Source organism: Halobellus sp. H-GB7, from assembly GCF_030848585.1.
GTDB lineage: Archaea > Halobacteriota > Halobacteria > Halobacteriales > Haloferacaceae > Haloquadratum > Haloquadratum inordinatus.
Genome location: NZ_JAVDDW010000010.1, coordinates 1 through 24,018, shown reverse-complemented (window position 1 = coordinate 24,018; position 24,018 = coordinate 1). Strand labels below are relative to the sequence as shown.

At 59.3% G+C, this 24,018-nt stretch carries 21 protein-coding genes and 1 pseudogene; 16 read left to right on the top strand and 6 right to left on the bottom strand.

Going from position 1 to position 24,018, the window contains the following annotated elements; all coding sequences use genetic code 11:
- The first annotated feature begins 20 nt into the window (after positions 1 to 20).
- The 3 genes from RBH22_RS14525 to RBH22_RS14515 are packed head-to-tail and all read left to right on the top strand — an operon-like array spanning position 21 to position 2,215.
- Positions 21 to 518: a hypothetical protein gene (locus RBH22_RS14525; RefSeq protein ID WP_306677950.1), complete on the top strand. Its 498-nt coding sequence runs from the start codon at positions 21 to 23 to the stop codon at positions 516 to 518.
- Positions 519 to 1,139 carry a hypothetical protein gene (locus RBH22_RS14520; RefSeq protein ID WP_306677949.1) on the top strand — a complete coding sequence of 207 codons (621 nt, stop codon included), beginning with the start codon at positions 519 to 521 and terminating at the stop codon, positions 1,137 to 1,139.
- A gap of 44 nt (positions 1,140 to 1,183) precedes the next feature.
- Positions 1,184 to 2,215, top strand: coding sequence for a transcription initiation factor IIB family protein (locus RBH22_RS14515; protein ID WP_306677948.1), 1,032 nt, complete (start codon positions 1,184 to 1,186; stop codon positions 2,213 to 2,215).
- Between the two features lie 284 nt (positions 2,216 to 2,499).
- Here the strand turns inward: RBH22_RS14515 and RBH22_RS14510 are convergent, their stop codons facing one another.
- Entirely contained in the window at positions 2,500 to 2,829 is a 330-nt protein-coding gene (locus tag RBH22_RS14510) for a DUF488 family protein (protein ID WP_306677947.1), read from the bottom strand.
- A gap of 277 nt (positions 2,830 to 3,106) precedes the next feature.
- Here RBH22_RS14510 and RBH22_RS14505 point away from each other — a divergent pair, with 277 nt between their 5' ends.
- The 11 genes from RBH22_RS14505 to RBH22_RS14455 all read left to right on the top strand — a co-directional run bounded on the left by RBH22_RS14505 (position 3,107) and on the right by RBH22_RS14455 (position 17,685).
- On the top strand, positions 3,107 to 4,027 hold the full coding sequence (locus RBH22_RS14505; RefSeq protein ID WP_306677946.1) for a DNA polymerase sliding clamp: 921 nt from the start codon (positions 3,107 to 3,109) through the stop codon (positions 4,025 to 4,027).
- Positions 4,028 to 4,051: 24 nt separating this feature from the next.
- A complete protein-coding gene (locus tag RBH22_RS14500; protein ID WP_306677945.1) occupies positions 4,052 to 4,924 on the top strand; it encodes a DUF6166 domain-containing protein in 873 nt (290 codons plus the stop codon).
- Positions 4,925 to 5,074: 150 nt separating this feature from the next.
- Positions 5,075 to 6,484, top strand: a complete 1,410-nt coding sequence (locus RBH22_RS14495; RefSeq protein WP_306677944.1) for a hypothetical protein — start codon at positions 5,075 to 5,077, stop codon at positions 6,482 to 6,484.
- A 63-nt stretch (positions 6,485 to 6,547) separates the two neighbouring features.
- Positions 6,548 to 8,158 carry an AAA family ATPase gene (locus tag RBH22_RS14490; protein WP_306677943.1) on the top strand — a complete coding sequence of 537 codons (1,611 nt, stop codon included), beginning with the start codon at positions 6,548 to 6,550 and terminating at the stop codon, positions 8,156 to 8,158.
- Positions 8,159 to 8,259: 101 nt separating this feature from the next.
- Positions 8,260 to 11,358, top strand: a complete 3,099-nt coding sequence (locus RBH22_RS14485) for a DEAD/DEAH box helicase (RefSeq protein ID WP_306677942.1) — start codon at positions 8,260 to 8,262, stop codon at positions 11,356 to 11,358.
- Positions 11,359 to 11,877: 519 nt separating this feature from the next.
- Positions 11,878 to 14,250, top strand: a complete 2,373-nt coding sequence (locus RBH22_RS14480; RefSeq protein ID WP_306677941.1) for a vWA domain-containing protein — start codon at positions 11,878 to 11,880, stop codon at positions 14,248 to 14,250.
- 77 nt (positions 14,251 to 14,327) lie between these two features.
- On the top strand, positions 14,328 to 15,338 hold the full coding sequence (locus RBH22_RS14475) for a hypothetical protein (RefSeq protein ID WP_306677940.1): 1,011 nt from the start codon (positions 14,328 to 14,330) through the stop codon (positions 15,336 to 15,338).
- 86 nt (positions 15,339 to 15,424) lie between these two features.
- Positions 15,425 to 16,198 carry a hypothetical protein gene (locus tag RBH22_RS14470; RefSeq protein ID WP_306677939.1) on the top strand — a complete coding sequence of 258 codons (774 nt, stop codon included), beginning with the start codon at positions 15,425 to 15,427 and terminating at the stop codon, positions 16,196 to 16,198.
- A 127-nt stretch (positions 16,199 to 16,325) separates the two neighbouring features.
- Positions 16,326 to 16,703, top strand: a complete 378-nt coding sequence (locus RBH22_RS14465; protein WP_306677938.1) for a hypothetical protein — start codon at positions 16,326 to 16,328, stop codon at positions 16,701 to 16,703.
- Positions 16,704 to 16,817: 114 nt separating this feature from the next.
- Positions 16,818 to 17,072, top strand: a complete 255-nt coding sequence (locus RBH22_RS14460; RefSeq protein ID WP_306677937.1) for a hypothetical protein — start codon at positions 16,818 to 16,820, stop codon at positions 17,070 to 17,072.
- A gap of 37 nt (positions 17,073 to 17,109) precedes the next feature.
- Positions 17,110 to 17,685, top strand: a complete 576-nt coding sequence (locus RBH22_RS14455) for a hypothetical protein (RefSeq protein ID WP_306677936.1) — start codon at positions 17,110 to 17,112, stop codon at positions 17,683 to 17,685.
- 45 nt (positions 17,686 to 17,730) lie between these two features.
- Here RBH22_RS14455 and RBH22_RS14450 read toward each other — a convergent pair whose 3' ends face one another.
- Positions 17,731 to 18,096: a PQQ-binding-like beta-propeller repeat protein gene (locus RBH22_RS14450; protein WP_306678021.1), complete on the bottom strand. Its 366-nt coding sequence runs from the start codon at positions 18,094 to 18,096 to the stop codon at positions 17,731 to 17,733.
- Between the two features lie 27 nt (positions 18,097 to 18,123).
- Entirely contained in the window at positions 18,124 to 18,537 is a 414-nt protein-coding gene (locus RBH22_RS14445; RefSeq protein WP_306677935.1) for a hypothetical protein, read from the bottom strand.
- A gap of 68 nt (positions 18,538 to 18,605) precedes the next feature.
- On the opposite strand from RBH22_RS14445, the gene RBH22_RS14440 reads away from it, so the two are divergent.
- Positions 18,606 to 19,475 carry a universal stress protein gene (locus RBH22_RS14440; protein ID WP_306677934.1) on the top strand — a complete coding sequence of 290 codons (870 nt, stop codon included), beginning with the start codon at positions 18,606 to 18,608 and terminating at the stop codon, positions 19,473 to 19,475.
- A gap of 322 nt (positions 19,476 to 19,797) precedes the next feature.
- Here the strand turns inward: RBH22_RS14440 and RBH22_RS14435 are convergent, their stop codons facing one another.
- Positions 19,798 to 21,126, bottom strand: a complete 1,329-nt coding sequence (locus tag RBH22_RS14435; protein WP_306677933.1) for a hemolysin family protein — start codon at positions 21,124 to 21,126, stop codon at positions 19,798 to 19,800.
- 633 nt (positions 21,127 to 21,759) lie between these two features.
- Between RBH22_RS14435 and RBH22_RS14430 the strand changes: the two genes are divergently transcribed.
- Positions 21,760 to 22,179, top strand: coding sequence for a universal stress protein (locus RBH22_RS14430; RefSeq protein ID WP_306677932.1), 420 nt, complete (start codon positions 21,760 to 21,762; stop codon positions 22,177 to 22,179).
- Between the two features lie 308 nt (positions 22,180 to 22,487).
- Here the strand turns inward: RBH22_RS14430 and RBH22_RS14425 are convergent, their stop codons facing one another.
- A complete protein-coding gene (locus tag RBH22_RS14425) occupies positions 22,488 to 23,570 on the bottom strand; it encodes a hemolysin family protein (RefSeq protein WP_306677931.1) in 1,083 nt (360 codons plus the stop codon).
- 101 nt (positions 23,571 to 23,671) lie between these two features.
- Positions 23,672 to 23,830, bottom strand: a pseudogene (locus RBH22_RS14420) (IS5/IS1182 family transposase); the annotation flags it as partial.
- Positions 23,831 to 24,018: the final 188 nt, after the last annotated feature.

Here is a 24,018-nt window from a genome sequence, read left to right as displayed (position 1 = left end):
GGGGGCGAGGAACGGCGATCATGCACATGCTCATCCGTGTACTCGTCCCTGCACCTGACCCGACCGAGGCGGTCGGCGTCGCCCGATTCGCGCTTGACCGGCTGATTGGGATCGGTGAGGGTGCGAGTACTGCCTTCGATTACTACAAAACGCTAGATGAATCGACCGCCAGGTATCGTGACCACCCTCGCTACGGTGGGCTCGATTCCGCTCATCGGCTGTCGTCAGTGACCGGTGAACAACTGCTGGACGACGCGGTCGAGGCACAGACGACGTGGTTCGTCGAAACCGTCGCGACCCTTCGTGAGAAACTCGACAGGCTCGACTCAGCCGAGGTGATGGACGATGTCGACTTTGCCCGGTATGACTGCTACCGGCTTGGACAGTTCGCTGGGCCGTCGGTCTGGGTCTACGACGAACACGGCGCCGGCCTCCGCTCTCGAGCGGCGGTCGATCGGTACATCGCGGACCGTGATCGCGACTTGCTCTGGGTGGTGCCTGCCGATGTCCACTACTAATTGGTTCTCGACGAGTCGCAGTTCAGCCAGCCGACCGGGCTCGTTCGAGGGAAGCGTGAGCCGCGGCACTCGGGAGTGCTCCTGGAGGGCCTCGTGAGCTTCTACGCGACGGTAACTGGCTATATCGGGTACCAGACCCTCGCGTGTCTGGAGGCCGCTGTTGGCCAACTCCAGACCGGTGGCTGGCTCGATGATCGCCAGCGCTGGCAAAGCGACGGACGCGTCATCGAGTACGGTCGGATCGAGACTATCGATACCGACCAGTTGGTGCTCGTGATTCCACCGCGATTGTACCGAAACCTCGCCCGGATCACCACGCAGCTGTTCGTCGGTGCGACCGACGGCGTTGTAGTGATCAGCTCGACCGACGGCTGTTTCGACGGCTGGATCGAGCGACCGTTACCCGCAGCAGCCGCACCGACGCCATCGGCGGGGGCCATCACGAGTATCGAGGCGATCGATCTCGAGGCCTTCGCCCGTGAGTCCGGACTCGGAGTGAAACGATTCGAGCAGACGTCGCCCGACGAATACGCGGCCTGGCAGGACCGGGTCTGTCTCGCTTTCCACGACACGTTCGACCCACCGTTACCACCAGATCTCGCCGACCAGCCCCGCGACTAACTGACTGACGATCAACCTTTGGCCCTCATCGGGCCGTTTCCCAGATGTCCCTCAATTCGACCAGCTACGCGACTGTTTCGACCGACCAGTGTACCGATTCCCGTCATCACGTCGACGCCGCCGACGAAACGCCGGCGAACGCGTCTGGCTGCTGTCCAGAATGTGATGGTGTGCAGCTCGTCAGCGACGACACCGAGACGTACTGTCCTGACTGCGGTCTGCTCGTGGAGGATGCCGGCCTGGACCACGGCCCGGAGTGGACGCCCTACGACGAAGCAGAGCGGCGCCGGGTCGGCGGGCCGGTGACCCCGATGCGTCATGATCGGGGGATCTCTGCCGAAATCGGTCGGTTCCGAGACGGCCACGGTCGTGAACTCCCGGCTGCGACCCAGGCCCGCCTGCGTCGACTCCGCCGCTGGGACCGACGGGCCCGCTTCGAGAGCAAAGCCGACCAGAACCTCGCGCACGGGCTCGGTGAGATCCGTCGGATCGGTGGGGCGCTGGGCGTGGGCGAGAGCATCCAGGCTGAGGCGGGGCAGCTGTATCGCGAGGCACAGTCGGCGGACCTAATTCGCGGTCGGTCCCTCGAATCGATGGCGAGCGCATCCGTGTACGCGGCGTGTCGCCGCCGCCAACTGCCCCGTTTTCTCGACGAAATCGCCGAGGCGGCTCGGGTTGACTGTGGGAAGATCCGACTGGCGTATGGGGTACTCAATCGGGAGCTGTCGCTTCGGATTCCCCCGGCGTTGCCCGCTGACTTTCTCCCGCGGCTGGCCAGTGCCGTCGACGCCTCGGAGGAAGTCCGAGAGCGAGCGGCTCACCTCAGTGACTCAGAGGCCGTTGCCAGCCTCGCGAACGGACGCAAGCCCGCCGGCGTCGCCGCTGGCTGTCTATACTTCACAGCGCGAGAACTGGATGGCTACGGGGCAGTTACTCAGGCTGAGCTCGCGGCGGCCGCTCGAATCTCCGATGTCAGTCTCCAGCACGTCTGGCAGGACCTCCAGGAGCTCGACCTGCCCGCGTGGCCCACGTGTGGGTCCAATGCCCGGACCGATACAGAACGGAGGTCCCCATGACTGCTGGAGACTCCCGTCACGAGGGAGGTACGGAGATGATGCTTGATCTGGCCGCCGCCGGATGGCAACTGGGGGATCCTTGTCCTGAATGTGGCCACTCGATCGTTCACGCCATCGTCCGGGCTGGAGTCACCTTCCGGTCGGATGGGTCGTGGGCGTTGGAGGAGACGCTCGGCGTGTACGAAGCGTTCTGTTCGCAGTGTGACTGGCTCCCCCCGGTTTACTCTCCGTAAGACCACTGGCCGTTACACGTCTACTCATGGGGGGCGGGTCGTAAAGTCGGCTCAGAGTGCATCGGCGAGTTCCTCGCGGAGGATGGTTCGATGGCAGCGTTTCGTCTCGGTGTTCTCGTAACAGACGAGCACGAGATCCTCACCATCCAGCAACCGGGTGTGGAGGGCCTTGAAGGCCGTTTGTGCCTCGTCGTCCGTGTTCAGGTGCTCACGATACCGCTGTTCGAAGTCGACATCGTCCCACGCCGTGTTGTGTGCCTCTGCATCGTCGAGTCCGTCCGCCTCGAGTTCCTCGGCCCGTCGTTTGATCTGCTCGAGCAAGGTTTGTGGCGGGCCCAGTGCGGGGTGGTTCTCGTCGACAGCCGGAGCGAACCAGGGCATTGGCGATCTAACTACTCCGACCAAGGCTGCTTGATCGGGCAGGTCTACTAGATCGTGCTGGAGCGCAGCGACGTAGGTGTCCCGCAGTGTTCCCCGGGTCATGTTTCGAGGTAGTTCATAATCGGTCTTCAAATCAGTCGCAGTGCGGCTTCTTGCTTACCTTGGCGTATTCGCGAATTTACCGTCCCGAAGGGGGTGAGGGAGAGTCGGAGTCGACACGGTACCGCTCCAATCGACTCTTACCTCTCACTCCTAGTTGCTGCTCTTACCACCAGCCATGAGTACAGAAACACCCCCAGAGAGCGCAGATAGCGACGAACTCGACGATTCATCTGTCGATCCGTCGTCGACCAGTCCGCAAGAGGGTCCGACACCTGACCAATCGCCGGATGATGAGACGGCATCGTCGTCCGGAGAAGGTGAGTCTGACACGCCTGACGCCACCGGTCCGCCGTCGACGTTCCGGGCGGCGATTCAGTCGGAACCGCTGAAGGATATCCTGCGGGCACTCAGGGCGACCGTCGATGAGGCCCGCGTGAAAATCGACGAGACGGGCATCCGCGTCCGGGCGGTCGGCCCCGCGAACGTCGCGATGGATGACCTCAATCTCTCGGCGAGCGCGTTCGAGTCCTACGACGCGACTCCCGGCGTCATCGGAGTCGATCTCGACCGACTCTGGGATCCGGTTTCGCTCGCAAACAAAGGCGCTCTCGTCCAACTTCACCTCGACACTGAGAGCCGGAAGCTGGTCGTGGCCGTCACTAGCCTCGAGTTCCAGATGGCCTGTCTGGATCCGGCGACGATTCGGTCGGAACCGACGCTTCCCGAGCTGGAGCTACCAGCGAGCGTCACCGTCGACCGTGACACGCTCCGCCAGGGGGTAAAAGCGGCCGATCTGGTTGCTGACCACGTCGGCTTCCGAATGGATCCCGAGGAGGAAGTGTTCCGGATCGATGCCGAGGGGGACACGGACAGCGTCGACTTCCGGATTGATGCCGACGACTGGGAGGCTGTTACTCTCGCAGAGGCGTCCTCGCTGTTCAGCCTGGACTACATGAAGAAAATCGTGCGGACGATCCCCGCCGGAACTGCGGTGACGATCGACTTCGGCACCAAGTTTCCGGCGATGCTCTCGTACGACATCGGCGACGGGGACGGATCGATGATCCGGATGCTCGCCCCACGGATCGAGACATGACCCCCCCCTCGGCATCCATCGCGTATGAAAACCAGCTACTCACGGTCGACGAATCGCGCTCGGCGGTACCGAGGCGAGCGAACCCTCGGGGGCTGTCTCGTCTACGCCGGCGACGATCTCCTCGACAAGCACCTCTCAGTCCATCCAGTGTCGCCCGGTGGTTTCGATTGGGGACCGGACGCAGCTCCTGAACGTGCCTGCCAGCTCGCCATCGCGCTCCTCGCGCCGACACTCGGACTCGAAGTCGCTGTCGACGACTACCACCTCTTCGCAGAGAACTTCGTTCGCCGGGAACTCACGGGCGATGAATGGTTGGTTCGTCTCCAGGACCTCCGCGAGTCGGGCTATCGAGAGCAGTACATGCACAGAGATTATCCGGAGAATACCGCTCCAAAGCCTGCGGACGTCGAGATCGAGACCATCGACTTGGACACGATCACCTACGCCGAGGAACTCGCGCTGGTCCGCCGGTATGACGAGGTACTCTGGAAGAAGGGAAACGTCCGCGGCAATCTGGTCAGACTCCAGGCGATCCGACGTGGCGAGCGTGACCCGGCGGCCGAGCCGTTCTCCAAGCAGTGGCTCTCGACACATGGACGGCTCACTTCGTCGGCTGCCAAACAAGCGCTTGGAGAGGAGTTCGAGACGATGGGCGAGTTCGCCGCCTGGGCTTGTTATGCGACTTCGCTCACGACGGTCGACCACGTCGGGGAATCGACGGCGACGACGATTCGGAATCTCCGACCGACGCTCGTCCGGTGGTTCGGGGGAGAAGAGTACATTCCCCGATACGACGACGAACAGGAGACGCTCGTGATTGAGGACACCGACGAGGATGACAGGAACGAGGAAACAGCCGAGGATGACCCTTCGATCGCCGCTTCTGGAAAGTCATGAACTGCACGCCCCCTGTGATTTAGCGACCCGAATCGGCTGAGGGACGGACTAGCTACGTTCTCCATCCAACGAGAGCGGCGTTCGCCTTCGTTCATCATGTCCACACCAACGCAACCAGACCCAGCCACCGCTGATGACGCGCCACGCTCGATGACAGCGACGGTTCCGGTCACAGACCTGCTCGCCCGTGAGACGACTCTCTCCTTTGCTGGCCTCACTCCTGCTGACCAGGGCGACTATCCCGATGCGGTTTCATCGGAAGCTCGGTGTCTCGATCCCGATCCCCGGTCGCTGAAGGACGTCATCGCGACGCTTCCGCAAGCGAGTTCCGGAGAGCTCTGGGCGACCAACGAGTTCGTGGGCGTGGACGGAACCGTCGATACCGAGGCGATCCGTGACGTTCACGGATTGGATGTCGACGAACTCGAGGACGCTTCGGGTTGCTCGCTCGACGAGCTTGCGACGAGGGCGTCGTCGGACCCACTGGTTCGAATTCGTGACCACCAAGACATCGTCGACGAGCGTCGGAAGGCGCTGTGTGCCCTCGGCTACGACGTCACGTTCCGCTGGCAGATCGCCTCGGACCGATATTCGATTATCAACCCACAGGAGGCGTATCTCCCCATCATCGGTGCGCTCCAGCAGCGCGGTGAGACTGAGGTGTTCGGCTGGGCGAGCTATCGGGACTGGGGAGGCCTCCTCAAGATGTTCGTCGTCTGTCCAGGCCTCGAACACGTCGTCTCCGGGAGTGATGACACGGAGTTCGATGACGATACCGACGGCGTGACGAGCGTTGCCGACTCGGACGAGGCCGATTTGGTCATGTACGGCGGGTTCGAGACCGGGTACGACTTCCGCGGGACGCAGACGCTGTGGGCGAAGCCCATCCTATATTTCCCCGAAACTGGAGCCGTCGTTCCCGATACGGGGAAGCGCTACACGCGCCGGCACTACGGGCGGGCGACCGACGCCACTCACGAGCGGGCGAACGACCGGGTACCGATCAACGAGTGGTGGAAGACGATCTACGACGACGTCGCAGACCGACTCGTCGAGGTGGACCAAGCGATTCGCCGCACCCGGGCTATCGCCTACGACTTCGAGGTACTCCCGTTCGACGCGGCTACGTGCTATCAGTACTGGGGCGTCGCAGCCACCTACGCCGAAGCCGCTGCCGACCGGGCGACGACTCTCGCCTCGCCGCCGTCCCGACCGACGGTGTACAATATTCAGCTGTCGCTGCTGATCGCACTCCTCGATTCGTACGAGGGTTCGCTGGCGTCAGATACGTATCAGGAGTACATCGAAGTGGCCGGTGAACTCCTCCGCAAACCGGCCATGATGATTCAGTTGGCCCTGAAAGAACACGACCAGCAGGTTGAGGAGCCGGACGAGCGTGTCCTCGCTGACGATCAACAGACCCTCAGCGATGCGCTGGAGGACATCGTCGACGTTCCCGGCATCGAGGTCGACACTGAGGTCGATCTCTCAGACGGTGGCGCACAGCGGCTCCACAACCGTGTCCAGCGTCGGCTCGACGATCTCCGCGACGCATCCTGACTGCTGAATTTACCAGCCCACAATCGGGTGACGGGATTCCCACGTGGGTTCCGTCTCATATTCATGTCTGCATCCGATTCAGACCCAGCTGTCGATCGCCCCGAACCGCTCGTGGTCCTGTCGCACCTTGTCCATCGCCTGCTCAAGCGTGAGGGGGGGAGTGTCCCGCTCGAACGGGTCACCTTCCGGGTCAGCGACTACGCCGACATCGGCGACCAGGAAGCCGCCGACCTCATCGATGCTGGTGCTACCGAGGGGGTTTTCACTCTCGACCGGGGGTCCGGTGGGAGTACGACTATTGTTGGGGTCTCGCCACAGGGACCGGAGCCGACTGTGATCACCGAGGCCTTCGGCGGTCCTGCTGACGCGACGGGTACTGCCGATTTTCAGGCTCTCGAGGTCGTCACCGAAAGTATCGCGACTGCGCTCCGTGACGCCGGCTACGCGACGTTCACCGATCTCGCGGACGCCGACGTCGGTGATATCGCCGGGTTAACCGGGACGCTAACTGAGAGTCGCGCCGAGGCGATCATCCAGGCGGCACCCCGGCACATCCCAGTCGGCGTATGGCTCGCCCGGAGTGCCGACGTCCGATACGGTCGACGCGTGGATGAGACGACGGGTCGAGGGACGGCCCAGGTGGTCGACATCACTGCCGCCACCGAGCCTGTCGGCGAACCCTGCTATCGATCCGAGGGGCTCGAGCCGGACGCTGTCGAGGCCCAGTACGTCTCCGATATCGGTCGGAACGAACAGGACCCGGTGCCAACCGGGTTGCACGTCCTCGACGATCCTGACCATCCCGATGTCCCGAAGGCTGCGACCCATCCCGAGGCAGGTGACGATGCCCTGCCGGTCGATGCGTCGGGGGAAGTGGTTCCGCCGGCGATTCCGATGGAGCCGCGTCTCCAGCTTCCACTGGACGAACTGCTCGCGAAGAAACTGGCCCGTGGGCTGGTTCCGGTCCGTCTGGTTGGCCCACGGGGCTCCGGGAAGAACTACCTCGTCAAGTACCTGTGTCACCGGACGAACTGTGGCTACGTCTCGGTTGACTGTGACGAGGCAACCCACACGGAGGACCTGTTCGGACCGCTCACCCCCACCGAGGACGGGCTGATCGCGCCTCGGAACGGGCCGGCCAAGCAAGCGCTACTGAACGGGTCGGTGCTGGTGCTCAACGAGTTCCCAGTGATGCGAGCTGGAGCGGCGATGTCGCTTCATCGCCTGCTCAACGAAGGAAAACTCCTCGTGAAAGCGCATGGTGAGTTGGTTGAGCCCCATCCATCGGCACGAATCGTGATCACGATGAATCCGCCGACCCGTGAGTACCGGGATTCCGAGCCGATGAATTCGGCTACACGTGGTCGATTCCGGGCACTCGAACAGCCCTACATCCAGGACGTCGACGAGGAGGTCGCGACGCTGGATGCACAGGTGAACGCCAGTCACGAGGTTGTGGACCGGGGGACGCTCCGGAAGATCGTCCAGTTCGCCCACCAGACCCGGCAGAACGAGAACTGGCCGACGCTCTCGACGCGAAATCTGACGATTCTCTGCGAGCACATCGAGGACGGCGCTTCTCCGAAGGCAGCGGTCAAGAACGAGGTGTGGGCAGTCGCCGAGCCGAATCAGTATCCCGACGATACCTACGAGACGCTCAATGACTGTCTCTGAGCCCATCCAGAGGCTAAGTATGACCTGAGTGATGAAGTGAGCTCGTCCAAAATCACCCTCACAACTATTTTGTTATTGAGCAATTCATTCTGTGATAGGATATGGCAGGGTATTTCTCGGAAATGCAGAGCGTGATAAATTTTCCGGCGGGTCCTGGGATATCTGACGAAGACCCAGGCTATCGAATCTGCCAGCAGGGAGCTCACTGGGCCCTAAAGAGTCACCTGACAACTAACCAGACGAGTCCCGCGATTGTATCCCTACCAACTGGTGCAGGGAAAACCGCGCTTATGATGCTGACGGCTTTTGATCTTGGCGCAGAGAGAGTACTGATAATTGCCCCGTCGGATTTCAGTCGAAAGCAGACAGCAGAGAAATTCCGATCACTCAAAGGCTTACAGGCAGCAGGCGTAGTTGATCTTCCGGAAAACGAGGAAGATAGGTCAACACAATTTCCGGATGTTAAAACAGTTGACAGGGAAGTTACTGATATTGACCTCAGCAACTCTAAGCAAGAGGCCGCCGACTACGAAAAATCGTGCTGGAACTACTATTACGATGGAGATGTTGTTGTCGCACTTCCGAATACGATAAGCAAGGTGTTCAATGAAGACATAGTTCTCCCCCCCACAGACAAGTTCGATCTGGTCCTGGTTGATGAAGCACACCACTCTGGAGCACCCAGCTGGCACCAAATCATCACTCAGTTTGACGACACTGCGAGAGTCCTATTCACGGCCACGCCCTTCCGGCGAGATCGATTATCTCTGCCGGGGAACATCATTTACCACTATCCGATTGATCGCGCCATCGCAGACGGAATTTACCAGCGTGTGGAGTTCACCGCGGTTGACTCCAGCAGTGAAAGTGGAGACATCGAAACCTCAGATAGGGTCGATGATCAACTTGTAAGCTCTGCAGTAGAGAAATTCATCGAACTAAGCGGAGAGAATGAGTCAGCGACTATGTTGATCCGGGCAGAGGATATCAACTCCGCAAACGATCTGCAAGGAGCCTATCAAAACGCAGGGCTGTCTGTGGATGCTGTTCATTCCGATAAAAATGAGTCACATAACAGCGAGGCATTGAGGAAACTCAGGAAAGGTGAACTTGACGGGGTCGTCGTTGTCAATAAGCTCTCTGAAGGAATTGATCTGAGAGATCTACAGTTAGCCGTCCTGCATTACGTTCCCAGAAGTTTCCCTGTCACAGTTCAATTACTGGGAAGACTGGCGAGGGAGTCTTCAGCCGGCGATAATCGCTCGCATGTGCTAGTCTCGAAAGAGTCGCTGTCAGGACCTGAGATCAGTCAATCCATCCGTCAACTATACTACGAGAATAATGCGTGGGAAAACCTCGTGCCGAATCTCTTTGAGGAACACATCGATACTGACCTCCCACAGGCGGGTGGGTCGGCTGGAAGTGGGATTGCCATCCCTGATGAGACAAAGCTAAAGCCAAGCTTCGTGGTTGATGTATACTCGATTGCAGGTACAACGGTCGATCTAACTGCGCAGGTCGAGTCTGAAGTAGGCTTCTCAGTTTCCAGGCTCGGGTACACTGGAAATCAGGAGAAAGCCGGCTACATCACTCAGACGCTGGAATCTCCTGGATGGGCTGGGGAACTGCCTCTGGAGACACCAAGGTATGACCTTCATCTGTACTATGCTCCGGAGGATCACGACCTCCTTTTCGAATACTCCTCAAACAGGAGGCAAGCCAACCAGATTCGCAAGGCCTTGACGGCTGGCCAAGAAGCACCCAGCCAGCTCGACAACCAGCAGCTTTCAGGAGTAATGCAGGATCTATCGAGAATAAAATACCGAGCGACGGGCCTCGCAAACGCTTCGGTTCCTTCTGGCGGCACCCCTCAATACAAGACCTACTACGGATCCGACGTGCAAGGAGCAATCCGGCCATCGGACAGCCGGACGTTTTCCAGGGGTCATGTCTATGCAACTTTCAAGGGGAAACAAGATAATCCGAATAACAGGGGGATTAGCGGAGAAAAATCCAGAATCTGGTCAAATAAGCGCGACTACTTAGACGAATTCTTCGACTGGTGTGACGTACTGGTTGGGGGACTCACAAACTCGTCCGGTAGGGGGGTACAGAATCTAGAAGTCCTCGAAAGCAGAACATCCATTGACGAATTCGCGGAGAAACCGATCGCAGCTACGTTCCATCCGAGGTTAGCAGATAAAATCCTAGAATTCAGGAACGAAGAAGCACCCGTTGTTGCAGAAGAGGGAGTTAGACTCGAAATCGGAGCATTTGAAGGCTCTGACCAACAGGTCCTTTCGGTAGTCATACTTCTTATTGATGAGGAAATTGAGATAGACGCTCAGTACAGTGTGGAATCAGATGACTGGTCAGGGGAGATCGAAGAGTGGGAGATTTCAATGAGTGAAGGAGAGGCGGTGCCGGAATTTCTCACTGCCCCAGATTTTCTGAAACAATATCCACCATACTTTTATAACAGTGAGGGAGGGGCGATTGCTGGCGGATATAAACTGGAGTTGGCCACAGACCTGACAAAGTTCAATCCGCAAGACCATCTTGCGGAGTCACCGATAGACTGGTCCCAATTTCCAGAGGCCAGAGGTAATGAGGTTCCGTCCTGGTATACATCTGATACACTGAGAGAACAACCAGCTAGTAACTTCTGGAATAATGGATCGCTTGAGAGTGTTCATGAAGTTCTAGCCCAACATCTTTGTGACCAAGCAGAAAATTCCGACGAACAAATACTGTTTTACGATCAGAATTCTGGGGAAATCGCCGACATTATTGAATTCGACCTCCAGAATCAGACAGTCACGTTCTATCACTGCAAAAGTGGTGACGAACCGGGTACAAGCCTCAGTGAAATACGAGATGTCCAAGAGCAGGTACTGCGGACAGTGCGATACCTCCGTACAACTGAACTTCTTGACCGCATTGAGACGAGAAATGGCGGAAGTACAAACCAGCACTTCATATCGGGTGAAGATAAGTTTGACAGGCTCGATTCGGAGTTTCAACCGAATCAGTGGGAACACACTGTCTCGATTGTCCACCCAGGCTTGGATCTCGATATTGATATGACAGACCATAGCGGCGGAGGGAGAAATATCGGGATACTCCTCTGCGTTTGCTATGAGTGGCTGGCGGACGAGAATGCAAAGCTTGAGATTCACCCCGGGAGCACAATTGATTGACGCAGTGGTACTTGACTTCGCTTTCCCGGGCAACAGAGGTCAATTCATGCGTAGATACAACGTAGGTACTCGATAATATCGCGAGAATCTGCATCCGTCTCATAACGGACGTTGGTAAGTCCAGCCAGAACAAATCGTTGTAATTGAATTTTTGGAATCTACTCCGTATAGAGTGTAATACTTGAATTCTGCGATGCATGTAGATCATTCCCTTGCTTTTGGGTTTCCTCACCGCTACGAGATGTGACTAATCTCCGAGAGATTTTATCCCCCCGAAGTGATCGAGGGACTACGGTCCCTCGTGCATTCGTATGTCTGAGACTCATCCGGCCAATACAATACATCAAGTAGAGCGGTTCATCCCCGATATCGCCCCCCCATGTTCGCACCTCGGCTAGCCGGACCGATCGGCTTCGAGCGTTCGTTTGTGCGCATTTACCTTCCGGTGTCGAGATCGAAGTCGTTCTTACTCCAGCTGTCGAGACCGCGGCGGTCCTCCCAGCGGACATCGACGCGCTCGTGAGCAGCGACGCGACCAAGTTTGAACGACAGCAGGCCGCACAGTTGCTCGACATCGTGGAGGCCGAGTTCCTCGTCCTCGTTACGACAAAACCAGCACCGCCAGACCGAATCCCGGTGAACGATCAACTGACCGCCGATCACGCCCACCAGTTCGGGCTCGCCTTTCACGAACTGCTCCATATCCTCAAGACGGCTATCGGACCCATCGCAGAACTCCTCGAAACCGAGATCGATCCCGACTATCGCCAGCAGGTCCACGATCTCGTCAACATCATTGAGGATGGGGCCATCGAACAGGAGGCCGTTGAAGGGGCGAACTTCAGTGACAACGCCGAGATTCGACTCGAACTCACCCGTCGAATACATTCGCAAGTACCCGACGATATTCCCGACGGTGAGCAGGTTCGGTTCTCCTTCTGGGACGCAGTGACGAGCGCGCTCTACGAATGGGCGATCTATCCGACGGGCATCACGGAGGTACTCCTTGATGAGAACGACGAGCGGATCGTCTTCGCGTCGGAGGCGGATGCCACGGGCTTCGATGCTGTTCGGGAGGCACTCCAGCGGTTAGCGCGGGATGCCCTCGCGATCCGGAGCGCCGAACGCGACGACGTCACCCACAGCCACGATAAGACCGCATCTGTACGGCGAGCTCGGCTCGTCGTCGAGACCTGGCAGTCGGCGATCCTCCCGCTCCTCGAGGACCGTTCCGAAGCATCCGCCGAGTCGCCAATGGAGGGCGATACTCAAGAGACCGCTGCGGACTCCGTCTCATCGCCGGACTCAGGCAGCTCGGAAGCAGCTGGTCCTGAGACCGAACCCGACCCTTCGAGCGACGAGGGGACTGACGGAGAGGGCGACGAGCGCCCGCAGTTCGAACGGAGCGCAACGGACGATCCGTTCCAGGATGTCCTTGATCAGCCTACAATCACGCCGGATCCGCTCGACGAAAACCTCGACGAGACACCTGGCCTTGAAGATCCGAACACCCATACTGGCGATCCCCCCGGCTCAGACTCTGATGGTTCATCCCAATCGGTGGGCAGCGATGGAGACCAGCCGTCGCAGACCTCGAAGCCTCTCGACCCCAGAGCTCGGGCACTCGCTCGCTCCATCGAGTGCCCGGACACAGAACCCGAGTCCTCGTACGGTGAACGTCCCTCCAGCGGTGACGAGGTGGATGACAGCTCTGATACCGCACAACAGTCGACCATCGGGGACTTCGACGCCGGCGGCACTCCTCGTAACGACCGCTCATCTGGAGGGGCGACTGACTCTCACGATGAGCGCGACTACGGCCACGAGCAAGCCGAAGGCGGGGCCCCAACTCCGAGTACCCCCTCTGAGGACGGATCGGAACCCACAGCCGTTCCCGAGCCGGCACACGCTGAGGTCCTCGATCGAGATCCTGCTGACGAGACAGACACCTACGAGGAAGCACTCACCGCAGACCGGACTGCGGCTCACGACGAGGCAGACCGGGAGGGCATCGACACCGACGCGCTGGAGCGTGAGCTGGAGGACCTCAGTCACCGGCTCGATCGGGGTAGTTCAGACGACGACCAGGCGGCCGGCGGGAGCTCTGGAGGCCCGGGCCAGCTCGACGAACTAGAGCTCGTTCCCATCGCTGATGACAATGCACCACCGGGGATGTGGGCCGACATAGAAGACGGCGCTGCCCGAGTTGCTGGCACGCTTGAGAAACAGCTCCGGCTCGACCGGCATCGTGGGATCCGGCGGGGATTGACTGCCGGTGGATACGACACCACCGCGGGCCACCGACTTCTGATCGGCGACCCTCGGGTCTGCAAGGTCGACACACCGGGCCGCGAGAAACGCTACGCACTGGTGCTGGTTCTCGACCGCTCGGGCTCGATGCGAAACGGCGAGCCCCCGAAGATCGAGGTCGCGACGAAGGCGGTGGCGCGGTTCGCCGTCGCCGCAGAGGGGCTCGGGATCGAGGTGGCGATCGTCGATTTCGTCGACGGTCACGCTCGGCTCGTGAAACCCTTCTCTGTCGAGACCCGCCACGTCCAAGCGGGACTACTCGACACGGACTGCGGTGGGGGAACGCCGCTGGCGGACGCTCTCGGACTTGCACGCCAACTCGTCGAGGGTCACCGCGACGATCCCCTCATCGTTGCCGTGACCGACGGCGAGCCGAGTAGCGTCGACGACGTCATCGATCAGATTCGAGCCGCCCATGCCCCCGTCTGCTCGCTCACCATCGCCACCGATACCCAGCCGGGACGTCTCTCGACCGACGCTTCGGAACTCGCCGACTATTATGAGCGCGAGACCACGGTGTACGACGGAGAGCGACTCGACGACCGGCTCGATCAGTTCGCCAGTCTCCTCGTCGGATTCTGAGTACATATCTGAGCCTCTCACAGCTTTATCAGTCCGAACAGGATGTGGACAGAATCCAGAAACAGTGATTGATTCAGATGCCACGAAGACACATCCACGCCTCCTCGTCGATGCTACCGTCGCTGGGACTGTCGCCGGGATCGCTAGCCGATATCGATGCAGCCTACGACTACAATGTCGAAACAGACCCGCCGGCCATCGAGCCGGTCGAACATCGTATTCGCCTCGATTTCATGGCAGGTGGGGCAATTCGGTACGATCAGCTCCTGACGAACTCCGATTCTCGAGAGTGCGACGCGGCTGAGTCCGACCCCTGGCATCGTGCAGGGCGAGCGAAGCCACTCGGGATGCAGTATGCCGAGGGAACCTGCCAGCGCCGTCTCACCGAAGAGGTGCGGTACTACGAGAGCTATGACGACGAGGATGTACTCGTCGATGCTCCGGCGTTTCTCGCCCATCGCCTTCGGCAAGCTCGCTCAGCTGCGGATCCGGAGGCTGCTCTCCGGTCGGAGCGCGACCGCCGGGAGACGTGGTACCGGACATTGATTCCCCGCCTCAACCTCTGTTCGGTGCTGAAGCGTTCCTCATACGGCACGCTCATCGACGACGGTTCCGGCGAGATGCCAGAGGACCACGATCTCCTCGAGTACAACGGATTCGTCGGGGTGATCGTCCTTGATCACGATCACGATCCCGAGACATACGCCCGAGAGCGAAACCTCCCGTCCCGATATGTCGTTCGCGAGCAGGATCTCTCCAGTGGGAAAGCCGAGGAAGGAGCGCTTTCGAGCGAGTACGGGCTCGACCTGCCGGCTCCGTTGCTCGTCGGTGAGTACGCGAGTGGAAGCCGATATCCGTTGCTTCCATGGTCCGATGGGTTGGTCTGTTCGTGCCCGTTCAAGACCGGCGCTCCGTGGCGGGTGATGTGTAAACACGAGCTGCTCGCGTCGATCGTCCTCGGTGCTCAGGAGTCGATCTTTCTGCCGGTGACCGACGGCCTCGATATCCCGTATCGTGCTCGCCGGTTCGTCAGCCCAACCGTAGCGAGCACCCACACGCCGCAACTCCCGGACGATGAATGGCCGTGATTCGCCAACGTGGCGCGCACAGTTGCGGTTCGCGCACCCTCTGAAATTACTTAGTAGAGCGACTCTGAAGAGGAAATAGACGATATATGTCCTCACGTCGTCGGCTCCGTCCAAACCACCCGAACCAGCACCTGAGTCGTTCCGAGCGACGAGGATGGCAGCGGCGAGGCGTTCTTGCGGCGGTTTCGTCAGCCGCGGCGGTATCGCTGGCGGGCTGTGCCAGTATTCTCGGGCAGCCAGATCCGGACGGCGATGCCCCGGCTGTCAGCGCTGGTGACAGGGAGGGGAGCGATGCCGATGACTCGAATTCGGGACGCACGACCGACACGGCAGAGCCAGCGACGACCTCCGGTGATGCGGAGCAGGATGAGACCAGCCGAGAGCCGTCAGAACGCAGCGACGAGGTTATCGATGGTCCCGTCGACAGCCCTCCGACCAACGATCACCCCTGGGTCGACGATCCTGTCGATGGGCTGGGATTGACGGAGGTGACTCTCTCGATTGGTACGGACCGAACTCGGGATTTCCTCGGGACAGTGCCCGACGAGCTCTCGATTAGCGTCGACGACGACCGATTCACCGTCGACGGACGAGGCCACCTCGAGTGGGACTGTGACGGATTCGCGCTCGCTCACGTCCTCGTCGACGACCGCACGGCCGAGGTGTACGTCGAAGCCGCTCCCAACGATGCGTGCCGAACCAGTGACAACGACGACGGGCGGGGACCGTGGGTCACCCCGTTCACCGTGACCGGGCGCTTCGTCGGTGGACGACCGGACGCGCTGGAGGTTCACCTTGAGGGGCAGTACATCGAGGGGGACGGTCCGCGGGGAGGCGCGTTCGCGAGGGCCGACTTGTGACCGTTGGACTGAGACGAGTCGAAATGGGAGAACGACTCCACAAGATCACTACTGACAGACGAAATTTAACACCTCAAATGGGGCGGGGAAGCTGGCGATTCTGTACCGCCAGTTCCCTCAGCACCTCATGCCCACCGACGATTCGCAACAGTCAGATCACGAACCAACAGACGACCATTCACGCCTCGGTCTTTCGGTCCACCGCCAGGCAGTCTTCGGGACGGAGGGATTGGGGGTCGAGACGGGTGCAGTCAAAACCGCGCTCACCGATCACGGCATCGAGGTCGGCCATCAGCGATCGACCCGAATCGATGTCCCCACGAGCGGGAGCTTCGTCGACGACCGGCCGCAAACGAGCGCCGGCAGTGTGGACGCCGGTGAACAGGAGCCGCTATTCGCTTCCTCGACCCCCGGCCAGCAGACGCTCAACGGTCGCGACGCGTCGACGGTTCCACGGTTCGGTGACCGGTCCGACAGTCGGGCGTCGGATACTGTCGAGGAGTGAGTATCGATGGGATTCCGATCCACGGCAGCTCAAGTCGATCGGGTTACCCCACATTCTGTATTCGGATTCCACCTGTGGGGTAACCACTTCGAAGCAACGGACCAGTAGCCACGCATGTCCGAACGTCCCTCCCAATCGATCCTGGAGGCGCTCCCTCCTGCGACGCTCCTCGAGACGGGCAACCAACGGCTCATCCGGGGCGGCGTTGCCTGTATGCACGACGTCGAGACGGTCCGAGAGTACGTGGGCTACGAGAACCAGCATCAGCGCCGGCTCTGGGTACTCCGGATGCTCGCCGACCGCGCCGCAACGCTCCGGGACACAGACGCTGAGGACACGGTGCCCCGGAGGCAGACTCATAATCCGTGAAGACGAATCTGGGTCGTACAACGGAGGCTGACGACTGATGGCAGCACATCCCCCCAGTGGCGGCGACCGTGACTTCGTGACGATCTTCAAGACCGGCTCGGTCGACCGAGACGACTATCCAGCGTTGGCCGAGCACCTGCTTGAAGGACGGACGCAGCTCGCCTCGGAGACGGGGTACTTGATGAAATTCGGTGATGTCTCACACCGTGGCCTGACCCCGTTCGATGTCGCCTCACTCCACGATGTCTCCGCGTATCCCCTACCACAGGAAGCGCTGGAGTCCCTCCCGGCTCACGTTCGGGCCGACCTGGAGCGCGACGGTGCCGTCCAGATGTTCGGGGTCTACAATCGGGATAACCATCGATTCGACGAAGTCGCCCTTGCCTGGGAGGAGAAGGACTTCCTCGAGCGGATCGCCGAGCTGGTCGCCGGCGATTGCTCGCTTCACGAGGCTGTCGACTGGACTGTCGTCGAGGAGGCCGAGCGCTACACCGTCGCCCAGTGGGCCGATATTAGAGGCGTCACCGAGGACGCCGTCCGCTCGAACGTCAATTCGGCCCGCGAGAAGTTGCTTGCCGAAGAAGATCGCGAACCGAATGCAGAATCACCCTAACTAGGTGTTTGATTGCCAACTCCTGCCGGTGTCGGTAGATGCGTATCAATCATCGACTGCGATCGGTCTGGCAGTCTCTTCACGGACGCTGAACGACCACCGACGCGTGCCGTCGAGACCGAACGCCGTAACGAGTTGGTGACTCTGTACAACGACTCCCTCTGGATGTGCCACTGGGCCGGCGGTCACGGCAGGCGTGGATTTGGTCCAGCGTGTGTCACCCGTCGTGGCGTCCAGTGCAACCACGCCGGTATTGCCCGACTGTGACCCGAGATAGAGCGTCTCGTCGTAGACAGCGGCCGGCTCTGTGAAGGTTCGGCCACCGGCATCAGCATCTACGTGGTGGGACCACAGCACAGAGCCGTCGGCGACGGAGAGCGCGTGAACGCGCCCGCGCCAATCGGGTACTATCGTGAGTGGTACGTATTGTGAAGCGGATCAACAAACCTCACAGCGTCGTCGTTGGTAGTAGAGAAGTCCGACAAAAACCAGGAGCATCACCAGTCCCAGTAGCGGACGCAACGGATCGAAATAGGTCATCAGTGCTGAAGAACTGAATAGTACCAGTAAGACTGCATTACAGATGGGGCAGCCGAAGGCCAGGAATCCCCCGACAACACCACCAGCCGCGAGTCGGTCTCCGAGTGGCTCGTCAGCTAACGACCGCTGGTAGACGAATACCGCAGCAAATACCGACGTCGCAACGAGAAATAGGTAATCGGCCGGTGTTCGGGAGACCATTCGAACGTATATGGGATTCGGGATCAACCCCGTCACTATTCCAAACAGCAGAAAGCTCCCAAGACCGACGCCGGCACTCTTGAGAAGACGCCGACGTGGCAGGGCACTCATCTATTCTCGACACCTCGTGGAACCGGGCGGCAAACCATTTGGGAGTGGTTCTCGTACCTGTTCATAGTATGTACGAAGACATCCTTCTTCCGTTCGATGGGAGTGATGGAGCTGCGGCAGTACTTCATCACGCTGCCGAAATCGCGCACTGGGCCGACGCCACTATCCACGTCCTCTTCGTCGCTGATACCACACGTGACAGTGTCACCGTCGTCGAAAACCAGGTGGTCGACGCACTCGTCGAACGGGGCGAGGACATCGTTGAGGATGCTAAGAAAACACTGCGCACGCTTGATGTAACCCACGATGCTGACGTCATCCAGGGGAATCCGGCGCCGACGATCGCCGAGTACGCCGAGCGGTACGACCACGACCTGATCGTGATGCCATCCCAAGGGAGGACGGGCGTCTCCCGATATTTCGTCGGGAGTGTCTCCGAGAAGGTCGTTCGCCTATCTTCCGTTCCGGTTCTCACGGCCCGGATGCAACCGGACGAGCAACTGGTTTTTCCCTACGAGAACATCCTCATTCCAACAGATGGTAGTGCCGGAGCGACTACTGCTGCAGATCACGGCCTCTCGCTTGCGGCGGCTCTCGATGCAACCGTTCACGGTCTGTCCGTCGTGGACGACACCGCCCTCGGTCTGGACGTTCGATCGGCCGCATCGGAAGGGGAAAATGAACAAGCTGCAATCGATGCCGTCGATGATCTTCTCTCGGAGGCAGAGACACACGGCGTGTCCAATACCGTACGGCACATCGAACACGGAGAACCTGTCGAAGAAATCCTCGACTGTGTGGAATCGAACGACATCGACGTCGTCGCGATGGGAACGACGGGGAGACGCGGGACTGATCGAATACTGCTCGGGAGCGTCGCCGAGAAGACTGTCCGCTCTGCACCAGTTCCCGTCATCACGGTTGGACGCGGGGAGTAGCGGTTCTGGGAAATAGCTCATGACTATCGAACTCCTGTACATATATCGCTAAACTAAGGCGTGAGCCCTCGTGCTCACAGAGCACCGCAGTGCGCGCCAACGAGCGAGGAGTAAAGCAGGGATAAGTGTAGCTTTAACCGTTGACTTGCGAGTAAATCACCCAGCAATCAAAATAACAAATTCAGATCATCTTCCTGAAGCCGCTGAATGATACAACGCGCGTGTCTGGTATCGCAGTCGTCCATCGATTCGCTTTCGTGCGAATCTCAGATCTCTGCCGATCGAGGGTCTCTGGACCTCCGACCGGCTACCATAATCCAGATCAGTCTACCACTGAATCATCCTCTTCACGTTTGTGGACCCGGACCGTCGAAATTCGGGTCCCCTCAACGCTCGTCACCTCAACGACGTGCCCGGCGACCTCAACGCGATCGCCACGTTCCGGCGCACGGTTGAGTTGCTCGAGTACCAGTCCACCGATCGTTTCGACCTCTTCACTTGTGAAATCCCCCTCGATCATGTCGTTGATTTTCGATAGCGGGACGCCCCCGTCAATGTCGTACCCCTCATCGTCACGCCGGCGAATCGAAGGTTCACGCTCGTCCATATCAAACTCGTCCCGGAGGTCTCCAACGAGCGCCTCGACAACGTCTTCAACCGTTGCAATCCCCTCGAATGCCCCCCACTCGTCGATAACTGCGACCATTTGCTGTTGATCTTCCCTGAACTGTCTCAGGAGATCGCTCAGCGCCATCGTCTCGGGAGCGATGACGATTTCGCGGGCGATGTCGCCGACTATCTCGGCGTCACCGCCCTCCACCTCAGCTCGTAACACGTCCTTGACGTCCACGAATCCGATCACCTGGTCGTCGTCGGCACCAAGAACTGGATAGCGGGTATGACCAGCCTCGAGGATGATCGACTGGAGGTCCGAGAGCGCGGCATCGGCGGGAACGCTCACCACGTCCGGTCGTGGAACCATGACCTCCCGCACCACGACGTCGTCGAGGTCGAAGACCCGCTCGATCATCTTCACCTCTGCAACGTCGATGTCTCCTTCCTCACCGGATCGAGTCAGTACCCGAAGGAGCTCCCGCTCGCCGAGCGTCTCGTCCGTTTCGGAAGCGGGGGGCACGCCGAGTGCTCGCGTAAATGCGTTGGCAGCCCCGTTGAAGACGACAATTCCCGGATAGAGGATGTAATAGAAGACTTTCATCGGCGGGGCGAGGAACAGGGAGAGTCGCTCGGTCTGGGCGATTGCGAGCGTCTTCGGCGCGAGTTCACCGAAGACGACGTGGAGGAACGTGATGATACTGAAGCCGATTGCGAAAGCGACGAGATGGATGAGACCCCCCGGGAGAATCGGTTCCAGTACGGGTTCGATGAGCGCCGCTACGGCTGGTTCGCCGACCCACCCCAGCCCCAGTGAGGCGATGGTGATGCCGAGTTGCGTCGTCGCGAGATAATCGTCAAGGCTCACCATCACTTCTTGGAGTGTCCCCGCACCGGGGCGCCCCTCCTCAGCAAGTTGTTCGACCGATGTCCCTCGTATCCGTACGAAGGCGAACTCTGCAGCGACAAAAAAGCCGTTCAACACCACCAGAGCCAGCGCAAGGACGACTTGCGCCAGCGAGAGCGCGACATTTACCATCGGTGGAGATGGGAGCTAGGGTTGATCAATTGTCGTGTGTCCATATGGGGCCCTCTCGTTCCATCTACTAAAATTATTTAAAACGACTTCAAAGCGAGCTGACTGTTGTGAGTATCGAATCAGTCCCGTATATCTCCTCACCGAGACTGCCCTGTTGAACAACTGCTGAACTCACTCTCTGAGGACACTATAAGAAGGGGTGAGAGGGAGATTTACCCCTGATATTCGGCGGCAGAGGATTTAATTCTCATACCTCAATTCGGAATCAATATTTTTAACGCGCCCTCACGCTCTAAGTCTTGCATCCTGTTTCTGTCAGAGGTTGGTACTACCGCCCGATTGATGAGGGGAAGCACTCGCAAGGAGAGGGTTGAAGCTACACTGAGATACAGCACCGTCTTCGTCAGGTGTACGCTGTTCTGTTGCCGGCCCACGGGTCCAAAGCAACTCCTAGTGATCCGTCAACCGTGGACTGATAAGTTCAGAATCTGGCGGTTTCAACTTATGGACCACTGACAGGTCACTCCCCGCGTGCAAGATGTAGAGCGTGCGTTCAGCAGCTGGTGGTAATACGTCGCTTATCCTGGGACGAGCGAACCACCATTTTATGCACGCCCTGACGGTAGTTACTGTATGATCTCACGGATTCTCGTTCCGATGGATGACTCGGAGATGGCCCAGCGAGCGCTTGAGTACGTCCTTGAGAATCATCCCGGCGCGGACATTACTGTCTTGCACGTCGTGGGCGGACCGTCACCGTGGGGGAGCGAAGCCACGTCACTTGCTCTTGAGGAGGACATTGAAGAGGCCGCCGAGGAGCGCGCCAAGGAGGTGTTCAATGACGCTCAGGACCTCGCCGCCAAGTATGATGTCGAAATCACCACCGAGGTTCAGCTGGGACATCCGGCTCGGGCGATCGTGAATAGAGCCGACGACTTCGATGCGGTCGTAATCGGAAGCCACGGCGGCTCGTTGGTCGATCGACTGGTCATCGGGAACGTCGCCCAGAAAGTGTTCAGTAACTCGCCCGTTCCCGTCATCGTCGCTCGGTGAGTGGCGGCGACTGAGGACGATGGACGGACGTGACTCGGGAACCGTCGGCTAACGGGATGATGACCAGTCCTACCACTATCTGTCCCACTCAGTTCAGTTTCTGTCTAAATCGAGTTCAGTGGTAAATACGCGCGTTGTATCCATCACGGCGTTATTGATAGATAGCAGTTCTTTCGGGTACTATGCGTGAGCCGAACAGCCCACCAAACTCATCAATCGACGGTTGACGGACCATTTGTGACTAGTTCTCTGACACCCCGAAGAGGAGGTCGTGGAGATTCCGCCGACATTGGACTCGTACGGCCAGTTCACTGGGGGACGCTCTTTCGTTCCTGGAGTTTGATGTCGAGCGGGTCTTCGATCTCACCCATCACTGCTTCGAGAGCGTCCGTTGCGGTGATCAGTCCCACGACGTTCTCCTCGTCCTCATCATACACGAGCGCGAGTTCCTGGTGTTCGTCCTGAAACTGGTCGACGGCATCGCTGATGAGCGTGTCTGCTCGAAGCGTCATCGGTGGAGCGGCGATATCCTCGAACGTGACCTCGCCACGCCGGAGTTCGTCGATCTGATCGACAACTGCAGGGACGTAGACAACCCCTCGATAATCTGCTGGATCGTCACCAATCAAGGGAAATCGCGTATGCGGACTTGTTCCGATTCGATCGAAATTTTCCTGGGCGGAGACGGCTGTCGAGAGAAAAATACTGTCCTCACGATCGGTCATGATGTCGCTGACGGGCCGTTCGCCGACAGTGAAGGCGTTCAGGATTTCTTCTTGCCGTTCCTCAGAAAGGTTCCCTCGGTCGAGCAAGGTCCCGAGGCGGTGACGGAGGTCCGCCCGCGATTCGACCCGGTCGGTTTCGGTTTCTAGCCAGGCACCGGTCATTTCGACACCGAACAACCCGAGTGTCCATTTGGCGACGCTGTCTCCGAGCACGATGACCGGGTAGAGCAGTTTGGCAAACCAGTAAAGCGGTGTCGCGCCGTACCGAGCGACGAACTTCGTCCGCTCGACCCCGAGATACGTGGGTGTCTGTTCACCGTGGGTCAGGTGGACCAGATTGATGATGACGAACGCGAGGATGCCACCCGCTCCAATCGACGTGAGCAGCGTATTCTCGAACACTGGATCGATCAACGAAGCCAAGGCAGGTTCCGCGACGATGCCGACGGCGATACTCGTCGCAGAGATGCCGACCTGACAGCTCGTGAGATATATTTCGAGGTCCTGTGTCATCTCCCAGGCTCGCTCGAGTCCCGGGACGTCGAACTCGGATTTGGGATACTGTCGCACGCGAGTGAGCGCGAACTCGATTGCGACGAAGAATCCGTTCGCGAGGATGAGTAAAACACCGCTGAGTAGGCGGAGCGTTAGTTCGAGACCATTCATCTAGTGGGGCTATTCCCCTTGGTATCAAGAATTTCATCATATCGCTCGCCGGTACGAGCGGATTCACGGAGCGAGGGCCCGATATCTCCTGTCTCAGGTTCGGGCTCCCGGACGCTCCGGCAGAGGTTGTGGACGGTGGCCTTGAGGATCATTTCACGGAACTCCAGCCACCAGATCCGTACACGCACGGCAGTGCCGAGCATGCGCTTGATCATGAACAAAAACGGTTTCGCATATGCTCGTTGGCGGTACCGTGGTCCAACGCGATCCAAATTCCTAACGATTTCCAGACCGTAACTGGCCGTAATGGACCGTTTTCGAGAATCTATCATGTTTGTTCGAGTTGTCTGGCGGCGGATACGTGAAGAGAACGTGACGTTCATGGCTGGTAGTATCGCCTACCAAGCGTTCATTTCGCTCGTTCCGTTACTGGTTCTCACTCTTTTCG

Bases quoted from the DNA above. Each gene is read 5' to 3' on its own strand.
- RBH22_RS14525 (WP_306677950.1), top strand. From the start codon at position 21: ATGCACATGCTCATCCGTGTACTCGTCCCTGCACCTGACCCGACCGAG.
- RBH22_RS14515 (WP_306677948.1), top strand. From the start codon at position 1,184: ATGTCCCTCAATTCGACCAGCTACGCGACTGTTTCGACCGACCAGTGT.
- RBH22_RS14510 (WP_306677947.1), bottom strand. From the start codon at position 2,829: ATGCCCTGGTTCGCTCCGGCTGTCGACGAGAACCACCCCGCACTGGGC.
- RBH22_RS14505 (WP_306677946.1), top strand. From the start codon at position 3,107: ATGAGTACAGAAACACCCCCAGAGAGCGCAGATAGCGACGAACTCGAC.
- RBH22_RS14500 (WP_306677945.1), top strand. From the start codon at position 4,052: ATGAAAACCAGCTACTCACGGTCGACGAATCGCGCTCGGCGGTACCGA.
- RBH22_RS14495 (WP_306677944.1), top strand. From the start codon at position 5,075: ATGACAGCGACGGTTCCGGTCACAGACCTGCTCGCCCGTGAGACGACT.
- RBH22_RS14490 (WP_306677943.1), top strand. From the start codon at position 6,548: ATGTCTGCATCCGATTCAGACCCAGCTGTCGATCGCCCCGAACCGCTC.
- RBH22_RS14485 (WP_306677942.1), top strand. From the start codon at position 8,260: ATGGCAGGGTATTTCTCGGAAATGCAGAGCGTGATAAATTTTCCGGCG.
- RBH22_RS14475 (WP_306677940.1), top strand. From the start codon at position 14,328: ATGCCACGAAGACACATCCACGCCTCCTCGTCGATGCTACCGTCGCTG.
- RBH22_RS14470 (WP_306677939.1), top strand. From the start codon at position 15,425: ATGTCCTCACGTCGTCGGCTCCGTCCAAACCACCCGAACCAGCACCTG.
- RBH22_RS14465 (WP_306677938.1), top strand. From the start codon at position 16,326: ATGCCCACCGACGATTCGCAACAGTCAGATCACGAACCAACAGACGAC.
- RBH22_RS14460 (WP_306677937.1), top strand. From the start codon at position 16,818: ATGTCCGAACGTCCCTCCCAATCGATCCTGGAGGCGCTCCCTCCTGCG.
- RBH22_RS14455 (WP_306677936.1), top strand. From the start codon at position 17,110: ATGGCAGCACATCCCCCCAGTGGCGGCGACCGTGACTTCGTGACGATC.
- RBH22_RS14445 (WP_306677935.1), bottom strand. From the start codon at position 18,537: ATGAGTGCCCTGCCACGTCGGCGTCTTCTCAAGAGTGCCGGCGTCGGT.
- RBH22_RS14440 (WP_306677934.1), top strand. From the start codon at position 18,606: ATGTACGAAGACATCCTTCTTCCGTTCGATGGGAGTGATGGAGCTGCG.
- RBH22_RS14435 (WP_306677933.1), bottom strand. From the start codon at position 21,126: ATGGTAAATGTCGCGCTCTCGCTGGCGCAAGTCGTCCTTGCGCTGGCT.
- RBH22_RS14430 (WP_306677932.1), top strand. From the start codon at position 21,760: ATGATCTCACGGATTCTCGTTCCGATGGATGACTCGGAGATGGCCCAG.
- RBH22_RS14425 (WP_306677931.1), bottom strand. From the start codon at position 23,570: ATGAATGGTCTCGAACTAACGCTCCGCCTACTCAGCGGTGTTTTACTC.